9 protein-coding genes are annotated in these 15,469 nt (G+C 69.1%); 3 read left to right on the top strand and 6 right to left on the bottom strand.

The features are described from left to right. Positions 1-33 precede the first annotated feature (33 nt). Positions 34-906 carry an EamA family transporter gene (locus ALI22I_RS41725; RefSeq protein ID WP_238598809.1) on the bottom strand — a complete coding sequence of 291 codons (873 nt, stop codon included), beginning with the start codon at positions 904-906 and terminating at the stop codon, positions 34-36. Between the two features lie 84 nt (positions 907-990). Next, positions 991-1,209, bottom strand: coding sequence for a hypothetical protein (locus tag ALI22I_RS41720; protein WP_077011022.1), 219 nt, complete (start codon positions 1,207-1,209; stop codon positions 991-993). A gap of 408 nt (positions 1,210-1,617) precedes the next feature. Here ALI22I_RS41720 and ALI22I_RS41715 point away from each other — a divergent pair, with 408 nt between their 5' ends. Next, the gene (locus ALI22I_RS41715; RefSeq protein WP_143532693.1) at positions 1,618-2,832 is read left to right on the top strand and encodes a cytochrome P450; all 1,215 of its coding nucleotides are present in this window, start codon (positions 1,618-1,620) and stop codon (positions 2,830-2,832) included. A 35-nt stretch (positions 2,833-2,867) separates the two neighbouring features. Here the strand turns inward: ALI22I_RS41715 and ALI22I_RS41710 are convergent, their stop codons facing one another. Beyond that, on the bottom strand, positions 2,868-3,917 hold the full coding sequence (locus tag ALI22I_RS41710; RefSeq protein ID WP_077011021.1) for a methyltransferase: 1,050 nt from the start codon (positions 3,915-3,917) through the stop codon (positions 2,868-2,870). Between the two features lie 192 nt (positions 3,918-4,109). Here ALI22I_RS41710 and ALI22I_RS41705 point away from each other — a divergent pair, with 192 nt between their 5' ends. Both ALI22I_RS41705 and ALI22I_RS41700 read left to right on the top strand, forming a co-directional pair. Continuing rightward, a complete protein-coding gene (locus ALI22I_RS41705; RefSeq protein ID WP_143532692.1) occupies positions 4,110-5,438 on the top strand; it encodes an NB-ARC domain-containing protein in 1,329 nt (442 codons plus the stop codon). Between the two features lie 91 nt (positions 5,439-5,529). Continuing rightward, a complete protein-coding gene (locus tag ALI22I_RS41700) occupies positions 5,530-6,336 on the top strand; it encodes an NTP transferase domain-containing protein (RefSeq protein WP_083752381.1) in 807 nt (268 codons plus the stop codon). A 73-nt stretch (positions 6,337-6,409) separates the two neighbouring features. On the opposite strand, the gene ALI22I_RS41695 is transcribed toward ALI22I_RS41700, so the two are convergent. The 3 genes from ALI22I_RS41695 to ALI22I_RS41685 all read right to left on the bottom strand — a co-directional run bounded on the left by ALI22I_RS41695 (position 6,410) and on the right by ALI22I_RS41685 (position 15,464). Beyond that, positions 6,410-10,306 (bottom strand): DNA-directed RNA polymerase subunit beta', encoded by a 3,897-nt coding sequence (locus ALI22I_RS41695; protein ID WP_077011018.1) that lies wholly within the window; start codon positions 10,304-10,306, stop codon positions 6,410-6,412. A 109-nt stretch (positions 10,307-10,415) separates the two neighbouring features. Further along, positions 10,416-13,898, bottom strand: coding sequence for a DNA-directed RNA polymerase subunit beta (gene rpoB / locus ALI22I_RS41690; protein WP_077011017.1), 3,483 nt, complete (start codon positions 13,896-13,898; stop codon positions 10,416-10,418). Positions 13,899-14,366: 468 nt separating this feature from the next. After that, a complete protein-coding gene (locus tag ALI22I_RS41685) occupies positions 14,367-15,464 on the bottom strand; it encodes a hypothetical protein (RefSeq protein WP_077011016.1) in 1,098 nt (365 codons plus the stop codon). Positions 15,465-15,469 lie beyond the last annotated feature (5 nt).

Here is a 15,469-nt window from a genome sequence, read left to right as displayed (position 1 = left end):
CGACCACGGATTTGGCGAGTCGACTCCCGCGGGTCACGCGTAAGTCAGCACCAACACCCCGCCGGTCACCACCAGGGCGCCGACGAACCGGCGGGCGAGTTCTTTCTCCTTCAAGAAGAGCCACGCCCCGACCAGGGCCATGACGACACTGAGTTCTTTCGCGGGCGCGATGACGCTGACCGGCGCGATGCGCAACGCGAACAGGACGATGACGTAGGCGGTCGGCGCCAGCACACCGACCAGGAGCACCTCGCGCCGGTGGCCGGTCCACAGCCGGCGCAGCCGGGGTCGGTCACGCAGCGCCACCGGCGCCAGCAGCAACACCTCGAACACCGAGATGCCCCAGTAGAAGAGGAACGGGGACAGGTCGAGGTTGGAGACGGCCTGCTTGTCCCACAGCGTCGCCGCGGCGTTGGCCAGTCCGATCAGCGCGCCGAAGACGACGCCGTAGATCTTCGCGGTGCGGGTGGAGTCGCCGGTGGAGCGGTAGGCGCTGATGATCACCACGCCGATGACGACCACCAGCACGCCGACCAGGCCGAGCGGCCCCGGTCGCTCGCCGAGCAGCACCACCGCCGCCGTCACCGAGAACAGCGGCGCCATCCCGCTGGACAGCGGGTAGATCACCGACAGGTCGGACTTGGCGTAGCCGAGTTGGAGCAGGACGTAGTACGCGAGCTGGAACAACGCGCCGACCGAGACGGCCAGCAGCACGCCCGGCAGGTCGACCGCGCCCTCCTGGAACAGGAACACCAGGCCGATGGGCAGCACCAGCAGACTGCCGACGATCTTGTAGAGCCACACGAAACCCGCGCCGCCGTCCGGCACCCGCTTGGCGCACACGTTCCACCCCGCGTGCGCGACCGCGGCGACGGCTACGAGCAGAACCCCCAGTGGGACCAACACTGAACCCTCCGGTCCTCCGTGCCCAGACCACCCTGTCCGGCGAGCGTGGCGCCGGAGCGGCGGCGGCCGCCCCGGCGCGACGGGTCACCGAACGGAGACCAACTCGTAAGCGCCCGACACAGCGGCGGCCCGAGGGGCCAGCCACTCGGTGCGGCCGGACATCCACTCCGTGCGGCTCGTCAGCCACTCCGTGCGGTCGGACATCCACTCGGTGCGGTTCGCCAGCCACTCCGTGCGGTCGGACATCCACTCGGTGCGGCTGGCCAGCCACTCAGTGCGATCGGACAACCAGGTCGTTTCCACTGATCACTCCTTGTGCGATGGACGTGCACACCTGAATTTCGGCATGCCGAGAAATCGGCGCCCAGGGCGGCGTCGGCCGAAGAAGCGGCGCAGCAACAGAGCGGATAACCCCAGACACCGGGAGAGCCGGCCGACCTATAACCCGCAAACTACGCCCGTTACATTCCTAGCGATTACCGCCGAAGCGCCTCAATAGGCCGATCGGGTAATTACGGAACCGAGCTGATCCTTAATTGTACCAGCCGAAAAGTTCCCCCTATCGGACCATTGACCGACCCAACGGCCCACGTCACCCGTGCGGCGGATTGTCCGACTACCGGTAATGCGACGTTATGATCGGAAAATCGAGGCGGCGCCGACCGCCGTGATTCACGGGATTTTCCGTACCGCGTCCGGAAGGAGCTCGTGGTGCTCGACACCGTTCCGGGACTCGACCTGTCCGACCAGCCGGCGGGCTACGAAGCGTTGAAGTCGTGGTGGGCGCACATGCGCGAACACGCCCCGATCCGGCGCGACAGCGTCCTCGGCCACTGGCACGTGTTCCGCCACGCCGACGCGACCGCCGTGCTCACCGACCACGAAACGTACTCGTCGGACCTGCGCGACCTGGTCGTGCAGCCCGAGCAGTTCGCCATCGTGGCGCGCGGCGCGTTCAACGGCTTCGACCCGCCCGACCACCGCCGGCTGCGCGGCCTGGTGAGCAAGGCGTTCACACCCCGGGTGGTGGAGGCGCTGGAGCCGGTGGTGCGGCGCATCACCCGCGAACTGCTCGACGAGGTGCGCGGCCGGCCGGAGGTCGAGCTGATCGACGCACTGGCCTACCCCCTGCCGTTGGCGGTGATCGCGGAACTGCTGCGCGTCCCGCTGAGCGACCGCGAGCGGTTCCGCCGCTGGGCGGACGCGCTGTTCTACCAGGGGCGGGGAGACGACCCGGTGATCATCCCGACGGAGGAGATGCTGCGCTCGGTCGAGCCGCAGATCGGCGAGATGAACGCCTACTTCCTCGACGTCATCGCACACCGGCGGCAGCGGCCCGGCGACGACCTGATCAGCAAGCTGCTGCTCGCCGAGGACGAGGGTCAGCGGCTGGTCGACGAGGAGGTGCTCGGCGTCTGCGGGTTCCTGCTGGTCGCCGGACACATCACGACGACGATGGTGCTGGGCAACGCCGTCCACCTGCTGGCCACCCGGCCCGACGTGGCCGCCGCGCTGCGCGCGGAGCCGTCGGCGATCCCGGCGGCGGTGGAGGAGGTGTTGCGGCTGCGCGGGCAACTCCCCGCGACCGCGCGGCGCACCACGCGGGAGGTCACCCTCGGCGGGCAGGTGATCCCCGCGGGCGATGTCGTGCTGGTGTGGGTCGCCTCGGCCAACCTGGACGAACGGCAGTTCCCGCACGCCGACGAGTTCCGGCCGGGACGCCACCCGAACCGGCACCTGGCCCTGGGCCGGGGCATTCACTTCTGCATCGGCGCGCCCCTGGCCCGGCTGGAGCAGAAGGTGGCGCTGGAGGCGCTGCTCGCCGACTGGAGCGACTTCCGCCTCGGCGACGGTGTCGAACCGGTCGACCCCCGGCAGGCGATCGGCCTGCGCCGGCTGCCGATCCGCCCGGTGTGGGCGCGCTGAGGCAGTCCGGGGATCAGTCGCCGGCGCGAGAGGGCTCAGTCGCCGGCGACGGTGAAGGCCAGCAGGTGCACGCCCTGCTCGGCCACCAACGGTGTGGTGAACTCCAGCCGGAGTCCCGACGCCTCGCCCAGTGCCCGGAATTCCTCCAGACCGCGTTCCCGGGCGCCCAGCAGCACCAGCATCGCCATGTCCCGCTGGCTCACCAGCGTGCGCGCCGCCGGGGCGCGATCGTCGCCGACCAGGCGCTCCGCCAGCAGCACCGTGCCGCCCGGCCCCGCCGCCTCGGCGCAGCGCCGCAGGATGCGCTCGCTGTCGGCGTCCGCCCAGTCGTGGATGATGTTGGACAGCAGGTAGACGTCCCCACCGGCGGGCAGCGGGTCGAAGAAGCTCCCGGCGGCCACCTCCACCCGGTCGCCGACACCCGCGGCGTCGAAGGTGGGGTGCGCCCGCCGCGCGGTGTCGGGCAGGTCGACCAGAGTCCCGCGCAGGTGCGGGTGGCGGCGCAGCACCTCGGCCAGCACCAGGCCGGTGCCCCCGCCGACGTCCACCAGGCGCGTCACGCCCGACCAATCCCACCGGGAAGCGACCGCGGGCCCGAAGACCGCCGCGTGCACGGCCATCACCTCGTCGAACGCCTTGGAGAACTCCGCGTCCGCGGCCAGGTCCTCCCAGAAGGGCCGGCCGAACACCGAACGCCACGCGCTCGTGCCCGTGCGCACGGACTCCAGCAGTCCCGGCACCGCGCGGTCGGTCCGCTCGGCCCACGAGTTCGACTGGTCCAGGAAGCGCGCCAGCTGCGCGGGGTGGTCCGCCAGCAGCACCCGGCCGCGTGGCGCGAGTTCCACCTGATCCGGTCCGGCTTCGGTGAACAGCCCGAGGTTCACCAGATGGCGCAGCACGCGGCGCAGCGCGTCCGGGTCGGTCCCCGACCGCTCGGCCAACTCGGCCACGCCGGTGCAGCCCTCGGCCACCAGATCGGGCAGCCGGTAGGTGACGGCCAGGCGCACCGACCACGGCGTGAACAGCGTGGACATCGCCGCGACCTCGCTGACGGCGGCGGCGTCCTCCATCGCTTCGTCGTTCATCCGGGATCAGCTCCCTCTGCTCCGAGATCGACTCGATCGCAACGTAACAACGGGCCCACGCTCTTCGCCGCCACCGAACGAGCGACATCGGTGACGCGGCAACCGGCTGTACGCACTCTCAGGCATTACTCCTCTGGGTAGTTGTCCGGTTACGCTGAAATAAACACGTGGTACGGCCGGGGGAGGCACATCGTGGGAGGTTCCAGAGCCAGACGTGCTCACACGCCGTTCGCCGCGGAGTTGGAACGGCTGCTGCTGCGCCGAGGGCTGTCGTGGCGCAAGTTCGCCGACCTGGCGGGGTACACACCCGGCTGGTTGAGCAAGATCAAGCACGGCACTCCGCCGTCGGTCGACTTCGCCCGGCGCTGCGACGAGTTGCTGGAGGCCCGCGGCACGCTGCTCGCGCTCGTCGGCAGCAACGTGCCCCGGCCCGCGGAACTGCCGGCCGCCGTCGCCGGGTTCGTCGGGCGGCGCGGCCACCTGGACCAGCTCGACGCGCTGCTGGCGAAGCTGCACCGCCCCGGCGCGTCCCGCATCGCGGTGATCGAGGGCGCTCCGGGTGTCGGCAAGACCGCCCTCGCGCTGCGGTGGGCGCACGACGTCTCGCACCGGTTCCCCGACGGCCAACTCTTCGTCGACCTGGGCGGGTTCTCCCACGACCGTTTCCCCGCCGCACCCGAGGACGTGCTGGAGGAACTGCTACTCGCGCTCGGCTCCCCCGTCGACGTCGGCCCGCTGGACCTCACCCGCCGGGCCGCGCTGTTGCGGTCGATGCTCGCCGACCGCGAGGTGCTGCTGGTGCTCGACAACGCCGCGGACTCCGACCAGGTGCAGCCACTGCTGCCCGGTTCCGGTTGCTGCTTCGTGGTCGTGACCAGCCGTCGGTCACTGCCCGCGCTGGCGGTGCGCACCCACGGCGAGCGGCTGGACGTGGGCCGGCTGACCGACGCCGAAGGGGAGGAACTGCTGCGCGAGGCGCTCGGCAAGGCACGGCTCGACGCCGACCCCTCGGCGCAGAAGGGGTTGACCGAGCTGGTGCGGCGGTGCGGCCACCTGCCGCTCGCGCTGCGCATCGCCGCCGAACACCTCATCACCGACCCGCTGTTGTCGGTGGGTGACCTGGTGCGGCACCTGGACGAGGAGAACAACCGGCTGGACGTGCTCGCCTTGGACGACCAGGTCGCCGTGCGCACCGTGTTCTCGTGGTCCTACCGCCGCCTGGCCGACGAGGAGCGCCGCGTGCTGCGGCTGATCAGCACCCTGAAGTGCACGGAGATCACCACGGCCGCGGTCGCCGTACTGGCGGCGGTGGAGTACGAGCAGGCCCAGCAGCTGCTGTACTCGCTGGTCTGCGCGCACATGCTCGAACACCTGGGCGGCGACCGGTACCGGCTGCACGAGCTGCTGGGGTTGTTCGCGGCCGAACGGGTGGAGCAGGAGGACGATCGGGCGCAGCTGGCGGCGGCCACGGCCCGCCTCGAACAGTGGTCTGCCCTGGACCGGCTGCCCACCCACTGTTGACGCGGCGGTGTGCGTTCGCCGGCCATGTTTACCGCAAGAGTCAACGGCTCAACACTGCCGATGACCGGCGCGGACGGCAAGTGTTGCTGGTATGCGGCGAACATCCCATGTTTCCGTCCCCGTCCGGCTGTCCTCGCCGCCGAGGGCTGTGATCCTCACCGCGGGTCGCAGCGCCGAACTGGGGCACGTGACCGCGGACCGCCCGGCGAGCCTCGTCGAGGTCTGCGGCGACACCCTGATCAGAAGGCAGAAGGCGGCGTTGCGCCGCGCGGGCGTGTGGCGGATCGGCGCGGTCGTCGGCTGGCGCACGGACGGTTTCCACGGCACGGACCTCACGCTGTTCGAGAACCCCCTCTGGGCGAGCACCACCTCCCTCGACTCGCTGGCCGTGGCCGACGACTGGCTGCGCCGCGTCCCGGTGATGGTGCAGTTCGGCAACGTGCTGTGCTCGGCGGAGACCATCCGGCGGCTCTGCACGGCCCCTGGTCCGCTGGCCGTCGCCTACGACCCGGGCTGGCGGGCGTTGGGGGCGCGGCGGTGCGGTGACCCGTGGTCGAACGCCGAGCCCGTCGTCCTCGACCGCAGCAGGCGGTACGTGGCGCAGATGGGCGGACGCCCCGCGAGTCTGGCGGTCGTGCAGGGGCAGTGGCTACGACTGGTGAAGCTGACCCCCGCGTCGTGGGCGGTGCTGCGGCGGATGCGGGACACCGGGCAGACCGAGGGCCTCGGCGTGGGCGCCGCGCTCGCCCAGTTGGTCCGGCACCGGTTGGTGCCGGTCACGGCGGTGCCGTCGGCGGGCCCTTGGTTCCCGTTCGACAACCCGACCGACCTGGAGATCGGCCGCGACGTCGTGGACGAGCTGGACGGTTCGGCCACCGCACGATCGCACTCGGCGTGACGAGCCGGACAAGCCGGACAAGCCGGAGGCCCCGGAGCGGTGCTCCGGGGCCTCTGGCTCATGCGGTCTGACTTCAGCGGTAGTCGCGGCCGAAGTCGTAGTCGTCCAGCGGGACGGCCGCGCCGGTGCCCGTGCCGAAGACGTCCGGCGTGTAGTAGCCGTCGTCGTAGCTCGGGATGGCGTAAGCCGCCGCGCGGGCTTCCTCGGTGGGCTGCACCTGGATGTTCCGGTACCGGTTGATACCGGTGCCGGCCGGGATCAGCTTGCCGATGATCACGTTCTCCTTCAGGCCGATGAGCTTGTCCGAACGCCCGTTGATGGCGGCGTCGGTCAGCACCCGGGTGGTCTCCTGGAAGGAGGCCGCCGACAGCCACGAGTCCGTGGCCAGCGACGCCTTCGTGATACCCATCAGCACCGGACGACCGGCGGCGGGCTCGCCGCCTTCGGCCACCACGGCCCGGTTGCCCGACTCGAACTCCGCGCGCTCGACCAGCGAGCCCGGCAGGAACTCGGTCGCACCCGAGTCGATGATCGTCACCCGGCGCAGCATCTGCCGGACGATGACCTCGATGTGCTTGTCGTGGATCGCCACACCCTGGGCCCGGTAGACCTTCTGGACCTCACCCACCAGGTGCAGCTGGGCCTCGCGGGGCCCCATCACGCGCAGCACCTCGTGCGGGTCGGGCGTGCCTTCCAGCAGCTGCTGGCCGACGTGCACGTGGTCGCCGTCCTGCAACGGACCGGTGGCCGTGTTCGCGAGCCGCTGACGCTTGGACAGCTTCTCGAAGAGGATCTCCTCGGACCCGTCGTCCGGGATGAGGGTGATCTTCCAGAACCGGTCGCCGTCCTCGATGCGCACCCGGCCGTCGACGTCCGCGATGGGCGCCTTGCCCTTCGGCACCCGAGCCTCGAACAGCTCCTGCACACGGGGCAGACCGGTGGTGATGTCGTCACCGGCCACACCACCCTGGTGGAACGTACGCATGGTCAGCTGCGTGCCGGGCTCACCGATGGACTGCGCGGCGACGATGCCGACGGCCTCGCCGACGTCGACCAGCTTGCCGGTCGCCATCGAACGGCCGTAGCAGGACGCGCACACACCGACCGCGGACTCGCAGGTCAGCACCGAGCGGACCTTGACCCTGGTCACGCCCGCCTCGACGAGCGTGGCCAGCGCCGGGTCGCCCAGGTCGTCACCGCGGTTGAGCACGATGTTGCCACCGGCGTCGGTGATGTCCTCGGCGATGGTCCGCGCGTACACGCTGGTCTGCGCGAACTCGGCCAGCACGACCTTGTCGCCCTGCCGCTCGCCGACCGTCATGTTCACGCCACGCGTGGTGCCGCAGTCGACCTCGCGGATGATGACGTCCTGCGAGACGTCCACCAGACGACGGGTCAGGTAACCCGAGTCGGCGGTGCGCAGCGCGGTGTCGGCCAGACCCTTGCGGGCGCCGTGCGTGGCGATGAAGTACTCCAGCACCGACAAGCCCTCGCGGAACGAGTTCTTGATCGGCCGCGGGATGTACTCGCCCTTCGGGTTGGTCACCAGACCACGCATACCCGCCAGCGAGCGGACCTGGGTCATGTTGCCCGCCGCCCCGGACATCACGATCATGCGGATCGAGTTGTCCTCGGGGAAGTTGGCCTCCATGGCCTCGGCGACCTCTTCGGTGGCCTTGGTCCACACCTTGACCAGCTCGTTGTTGCGCTCGGTGTAGGAGAGCTGACCACGCTGGTAGCGCTTCTCCACCGCGTCGGCGAGCTTCTCGTACTCGTCCAGGATGCCCTGCTTGGCCGCGGGCATGAGGACGTCGGAGATCGCCACCGTCACGCCGGACCGGGTGGCCCAGTGGAAACCGGCGTCCTTCAGCCTGTCCAGCGTCCGGGCCACGGTGACCATCGGGTACCGCTCGGCGAGATCGTTGATGATCATCGCCTGCCGCTTCTTCGGCATGACCTCGTTGATGAACGGGTAGTCCGGCGGCAGGATCTCGTTGAACAGCACCCGGCCGAGGGTGGTCTCGGCCAGCCACGGCTGACCGGGCTCCCAGCCCTCCGGCTCCTGGCCCTTGGGCGGGTTCTTGTCCGTGATCCGGATCTTGACCATCGACTGGAGGCCGAGGACCTTGCGGTCGAACGCCATCTGCGCCTCGGCGGGCGAGGAGTAGGCCCGGCCTTCGCCGAGGTCGTTCTCCTTGTGCCGGGTCAGGTGGTACAGGCCGGTCACCATGTCCAGACGCGGCATGGCCAGCGGCTTGCCCGACGCGGGCGAGAGGATGTTGTTCGACGACAGCATCAGCACGCGCGCCTCGGCCTGCGCCTCGGCCGACAGCGGCAGGTGGACCGCCATCTGGTCACCGTCGAAGTCGGCGTTGAACGCCTCACAGACCAACGGGTGCAGCTGGATGGCCTTGCCCTCGATCAGCTGCGGCTCGAACGCCTGGATACCGAGGCGGTGCAGCGTGGGAGCACGGTTGAGCAGCACCGGGTGCTCGGTGATGACCTCTTCCAGCACGTCCCACACGGCGGGGCGCGCGCGCTCCACCATCCGCTTGGCGGACTTGATGTTCTGCGCGTGGTTGAGGTCGACCAGCCGCTTCATCACGAACGGCTTGAACAGCTCCAGCGCCATCTGCTTGGGCAGGCCGCACTGGTGCAGCTTCAGCTGCGGGCCGACCACGATGACCGAACGGCCGGAGTAGTCGACGCGCTTGCCGAGCAGGTTCTGGCGGAACCGGCCCTGCTTGCCCTTGAGCAGGTCGGACAGCGACTTGAGCGGCCGGTTGCCCGGACCCGTCACCGGCCGGCCGCGGCGGCCGTTGTCGAACAGCGCGTCGACGGCCTCCTGCAGCATCCGCTTCTCGTTGTTGACGATGATCTCGGGCGCACCGAGGTCGATCAGTCGCTTGAGGCGGTTGTTGCGGTTGATGACGCGGCGGTACAGGTCGTTCAGGTCGGACGTGGCGAAGCGGCCACCGTCGAGCTGCACCATCGGGCGCAGGTCCGGCGGGATGACCGGGACGCAGTCCAGGACCATGCCCTGCGGGTTGTTGCGGGTCGCCTGGAAGGCGGCCACGACCTTGAGCCGCTTGAGGGCGCGCAGCTTCTTCTGGCCCTTGCCGCTGCGGATGGTCTCGCGCAGCACGTCGGCCTCGGCGTCGACGTCGTAGTCACCCAGGAGCCGCTGGATGGCCTCGGCGCCCATGGCGCCGGTGAAGTAGTCGCCGTAGCGGTCGTACAGCTCGCGGTAGAGCATCTCGTCCGCGATCAGCTGGGCGCGTTCGAGCTTGGTGAACGTCGACCAGATCTCGTCGAGCCGGTCCAGCTCGCGCTGGGCGCGGTCGCGGAGCTGGCGCATCTCGCGCTCGCCGCCCTCCTTGACCTTGCGGCGGACGTCGGACTTGGCGCCCTCCGCCTCCAGCTCGGCCAGGTCGGCTTCCAGCTTCTGCGCGCGGGCCTCGACGTCGGCGTCACGCCGGTTCTCGACGCGCTTGCGCTCGACCTGCATCTCGCTCTCGAGCGTGGGCAGGTCGTTGTGGCGCAGCTCGGTGTTCACGCCCACGATCACGTAGGCCGCGAAGTAGATGATCTTCTCGAGGTCCTTGGGGGCCAGGTCGAGCAGGTAGCCCAACCGGCTGGGGACGCCCTTGAAGTACCAGATGTGGGTGACCGGCGCGGCCAGCTCGATGTGGCCCATCCGCTCACGGCGCACCTTGGCGCGCGTCACCTCGACGCCGCAGCGCTCGCAGATGATGCCCTTGAAGCGGACGCGCTTGTACTTGCCGCAATAGCACTCCCAGTCCCGGGTGGGACCGAAGATCTTCTCGCAGAACAAGCCGTCCTTCTCGGGCTTGAGCGTGCGGTAGTTGATGGTCTCGGGCTTCTTGACCTCGCCGAAGGACCACTGGCGGATGTCGTCCGCGGTCGCGAGACCGATGCGGAGCTCATCGAAGAAGTTGACGTCTAGCACGTCTACTCTCTTCCCCTTATTTGTTTCGTTGCCCCGAAAGGCGGTGCTTGGGAGCTGGTGGCGGGGTCACCGGGGGCGCGGATAGGGCACCCCCGGTGACCGACGAGGGTCAGTTGACGACGTCGTCCACGGACGGCGACTCGGACCTCGACAGGTTGATGCCGAGGTTCGCGGCCGCGCGCTCCAGGTCTTCGTCGTCGCCGTCGCGCATCTCGATCGCGGCGCCGTCCGAAGACAACACCTCGACGTTGAGGCACAGCGACTGGAGCTCCTTGAGCAGCACCTTGAAGGACTCCGGGATACCCGGCTCCGGGATGTTCTCGCCCTTGACGATGGCCTCGTAGACCTTCACGCGGCCGAGCACGTCGTCGGACTTGATGGTGAGCAGTTCCTGCAGGGTGTAGGCGGCGCCGTAGGCCTGCATCGCCCAGCACTCCATCTCACCGAAGCGCTGGCCACCGAACTGCGCCTTACCACCCAGCGGCTGCTGCGTGATCATCGAGTACGGGCCGGTCGACCGGGCGTGGATCTTGTCGTCCACCAGGTGGCCGAGCTTGAGGATGTACATGTAGCCGACCGACACGGGGAACGGGAACGGTTCGCCGCTGCGCCCGTCCAGGAGCACCGCCTTGCCGTCCTCCTTCACCAGGCGCTCGCCGTCGCGGTTGGGCAGCGTCGAGCCGAGCAGGCCCATCAGCTCGTCCTCGCGGGCGCCGTCGAAGACCGGGGTCGCGGTCTTGGTGTCGGGGTCGACCTCGTACAGCTCCGTCGGCAGGTTCTTCGCCCAGTCCGGGTCGCCGTTGATGCTCCAGCCCTGCTTGGCGATCCACCCGAGGTGGGTCTCCAAGACCTGGCCGATGTTCATACGACGCGGCACACCGTGCGTGTTCAGCACGATGTCGACCGGCGTGCCGTCCTCCAGGAACGGCATGTCCTCGACCGGGAGGATCTTGCCGATGACGCCCTTGTTGCCGTGGCGGCCGGCGAGCTTGTCGCCGTCCTGGATCTTGCGCTTCTGGGCGACGTAGACGCGGACCAGCTCGTTGACGCCCGGGGGCAGCTCGTCGTCGTCCTCACGGCTGAACACGCGGATGCCGATGACCTTGCCGCGCTCGCCGTGCGGCACCTTCAGCGACGTGTCGCGGACCTCGCGGGCCTTCTCGCCGAAGATGGCGCGCAGCAGGCGCTCCTCCGGGGTCAGCTCGGTCTCGCCCTTGGGCGTGACCTTGCCGACCAGGATGTCGCCCGGCTGGACCTCGGCGCCGATGCGGATGATGCCGCGCTCGTCGAGGTCGGCCAGCACCTCCTCGGAGACGTTCGGGATGTCCCGGGTGATCTCCTCGGCGCCCAGCTTGGTGTCCCGCGCGTCGATCTCGTGCTCCTCGATGTGGATCGAGGTCAGGACGTCGTCCTGCACGATGCGCTGGGAGAGGATGATCGCGTCCTCGTAGTTGTGACCCTCCCACGGCATGATCGCGACGAGCAGGTTCTTGCCCAGCGCCATCTCGCCGTTCTCGGTGCACGGTCCGTCCGCGATGACCTGGCCCGACTCGACCCGGTCACCTTCGTTGACGATGGGCTTCTGGTTGATGCAGCTGCCCTGGTTGGACCGGCGGAACTTGTGCAGCGCGTAGGTCTGCCGCGAGCCGTCGTCGGCCATGACCGTGATGTAGTCGGCGGAGATCTCCTCCACCACACCGGTCTTCTTGACCACCACGACGTCACCGGCGTCGACCGCGACGCGCAGCTCCATGCCCGTGCCGACCAGCGGGGACTCGCTGCGCAGCAGCGGCACCGCCTGACGCTGCATGTTCGCGCCCATCAGGGCGCGGTTCGCGTCGTCGTGCTCCAGGAACGGGATGAGCGCGGTCGCGGCGGAGACCATCTGACGCGGCGAGACGTCCATGTAGTCGACGTCGCCCGGGTCGATGAACTCGACCTCGCCGCCCTTCTTGCGGACCAGGACGCGGTCCTCGGTGAAGTTGCCGTCCTCGTCGATCTTGGCGTTGGCCTGCGCCTTGACGTACCGGTCTTCCTCGTCGGCCGTCAGGTAGTCGATCTGGTCGGTGACCCGGCCATCGACGACCTTGCGGTACGGCGTCTCGATGAAGCCGAACGGGTTCACCCGCCCGAAGGAGGACAGCGAGCCGATCAGACCGATGTTCGGGCCTTCCGGCGTCTCGATCGGGCACATGCGGCCGTAGTGCGACGGGTGGACGTCGCGGACCTCCATGCCGGCCCGTTCACGGGACAGACCGCCGGGACCCAGCGCCGACAGGCGGCGCTTGTGGGTCAGGCCCGCGAGCGGGTTGATCTGGTCCATGAACTGCGACAGCTGCGAGGTGCCGAAGAACTCCTTGATCGCCGCCACCACCGGGCGGATGTTGATCAGGGTCTGCGGCGTGATGGCCTCGACGTCCTGGGTCGTCATGCGCTCACGCACGACGCGCTCCATGCGGGACAGGCCGACCCGGATCTGGTTCTGGATCAGCTCGCCGACGGTGCGCAGGCGGCGGTTGCCGAAGTGGTCGATGTCGTCGACCTCGACGGGCACCTCGGTCTCGCCCGGCTTCATCGACGTCTCACCGGCGTGCAGGCGGACCAGGTACTCGATCGTGGTGACGATGTCGTCCTCGGTCAGCACACCCGTGGAGATCGGGGAGGCCAGGCCCAGCTTCTTGTTGATCTTGTAGCGGCCGACCTTCGCCAGGTCGTAGCGCTTGTCCTTGAAGAACAAGTTCTCCAGCAGCGCCTGCGCGGACTCCTTCGTCGGCGGCTCGCCCGGGCGCAGCTTGCGGTAGATGTCGAGCAGCGCCTCGTCGGTGCCCGCGGTGTGGTCCTTCTCCAGCGTCGTCAGCAGCGTCTCGCTGAACGAGAAGCGCTCGCGGATCTGCTCGGTGGTCCAACCCAACGCCTTCAGCAGCACGGTCACCGGCTGACGGCGCTTGCGGTCGATGCGGACACCCACGGTGTCGCGCTTGTCGACGTCGAACTCCAGCCAGGCACCCCGGGACGGGATGATCTTGACGCTGAAGACGTCCTTGTCGGTCGTCTTGTCGATCGCGGTGTCGTAGTAGACACCCGGCGAGCGGACGAGCTGGGAAACCACGACCCGCTCGGTGCCGTTGATGATGAACGTGCCCTTGTCGGTCATCATCGGGAAGTCACCCATGAACACGGTCTGGCTCTTGATCTCGCCAGTGGTGTGGTTGGTGAACTCCGCCGTGACGAACAACGGGGCGGCGTACGTCATGTCCTTGTCCTTGCACTCCTCGGTCGAGGCCTTGACCTCGTCGAAGCGCGGGTCGGAGAAGGAGAGCGACATCGAGCCGGAGAAGTCTTCGATCGGGGAGATCTCGTTCAAGACCTCCTCGAGGCCGCCGGTCGGGGCCTCGTCACCTTCGTCGACGCGGCGCTGGAACCACGCCTCGTCGCCGGTGAGCCATTCGAACGACTGGATCTGCAGGTCGAGCAGGTTGGGCGTCTGAAGCGGTTCGTGGATCTTCGCGAAAGAGACTCGCTTCGGCGCTCCGGGAATCCCCGACGTGGAGTTGGTCGCAGCAGTGGCCTTGGTCGCGCGAGAGATCGCCAAGATGCGTCCTTCCAGGGACAGGTAGCTGGCTAGTCAGCGGAACTAGCACGGCTGTCAAGGGTGCGGCGATGCCCGGCAATCCAGCTCTCGGCGAAGGGCAAACGGAAAGAGGGCAGCGCAAAGGAGCAGTCTAGCCACGCGCGCGGCAACTGTCGAGAGGCACCTGGAAGGACCTTTCTCGTGCTCACCGACAGAGTGACCCCGCCGACGCCCACAGTCAAGATGCCACGCGGCGATCACTCCACTGGCGCAAGGCGTGCTAACGCGGAGTTATCGCCGTGACCTGCGAAAATACATGGACGTGAGCACGAGTGAACCTTTGGCGGGCCTTCAGACCCCGAAGGGAGAAGGTTGCGACTCCGTTCGGTCACCGGCAGAAAATTGTGATGCGGATCACGTTGTGCTGAACGGGAAGAAGGGCACACGAGTCCTGAATGGACGTCTGAGCAGCCGTTCCGCGACGCAGCGTCAGCACTTGGCGGTCTGGCCCGCCTGGTCGCCGGTCTGGCCGAACATCTCCATGTTGTCGACCCGCCACCGTCCGTCGACCTTCTGCGCGCCCACCCGCATCATGGCGATGCCGCCACCGCTCTGGTTGTCGGTGGTGCGGGTGGTGACCTGGTCGAGGAACAGCAGCACGGTGGCGCGGTCGCCGTCGAGCGAGGTCACGCCGCTGGACACGGCCTTCACCGTGACCACGAGCTTCTGCTCGGGCGCGAGCTTGCGGACCGGGTCGAAGATCGCGTTGTACTGGCACTTGGCCTTGCCGACCAGCAGTTCGTCGGCGGCCTGCTCGGTCGCGGAGACGTCGGTGAAGTCGTAGGAGAACGCCTTCTCCACCGCCTCGCGGGCCTGCCCGGCGACTTCGGTGGTGCCCGCGCTGTCCACCAGCGCCTTGTTGTAGCGGACGCCGCTCGCCTGGTTCTGGAACCACACGCCCAGCCCGACCAGCAGACCGGCCAGCACGAACAGCGCGATCGGCAGGCCGAGGCCCGACCGGGCCGGCTCGTGCACGGAGGACTTGCCGGTGGTGGAGGCCCGGTACCGGGCGGCCCAGTCGGTCTCACCGGGCTTGTGCCGCTGGTCGTCGAGGACGCTCGGGGCCACCGCCTCGCCGGTGCGCTTGCGGCGACCGGTCGGGCGGGGGCGCGGTGCGGGCTCGGGCACGTCGTCCTCGACCACGCCCTCACCAGGCTCGATCAGACCAGCGGCTTTGGCCGACGCCGCGTCGGCCCGGTCGGCCTCGGCCGACTCCTCGTCGGCCTGCTCGTCTGCCCGCGAGCGCTCAGCCTGGGCGTCCTGGACCCGCGAGCGCTTGCCGCGACCGCGTGCGCCCCCAGCGTCCTCGACCTGCTCGTCTTCGGTCCCCAAGCGCTCAGCCCGGATGTCCTGGGTGCTGGAGCCGTTGACGCTTGCCCCGTCCGCTCGGCTGTCCTCGACCGGCGTGGCCTGGGCATCGAGCTCAGGGGCGGCGGGCGCGGGGCGTTTGCGCAGGCCGGCGACGCGTGGGCGGGTGGTCGGCGTGGTCGGGACGGGGCGGCGGCGGGACGGTGGCACTGACGTCATCTCCT

The organism is Saccharothrix sp. ALI-22-I, from assembly GCF_001984175.1.
Taxonomy (GTDB): Bacteria; Actinomycetota; Actinomycetes; order Mycobacteriales; family Pseudonocardiaceae; genus Actinosynnema.
Note: the sequence above shows the minus strand (reverse complement) of the source record. Positions and strands in the feature narration are given on the sequence as shown.

Coding starts and splice junctions, on each gene's coding strand:
- ALI22I_RS41710 (WP_077011021.1), bottom strand. CDS start 3,917: ATGAACGACGAAGCGATGGAGGACGCCGCCGCCGTCAGCGAGGTCGCG.
- ALI22I_RS41700 (WP_083752381.1), top strand. CDS start 5,530: ATGCGGCGAACATCCCATGTTTCCGTCCCCGTCCGGCTGTCCTCGCCG.
- ALI22I_RS41685 (WP_077011016.1), bottom strand. CDS start 15,464: ATGACGTCAGTGCCACCGTCCCGCCGCCGCCCCGTCCCGACCACGCCG.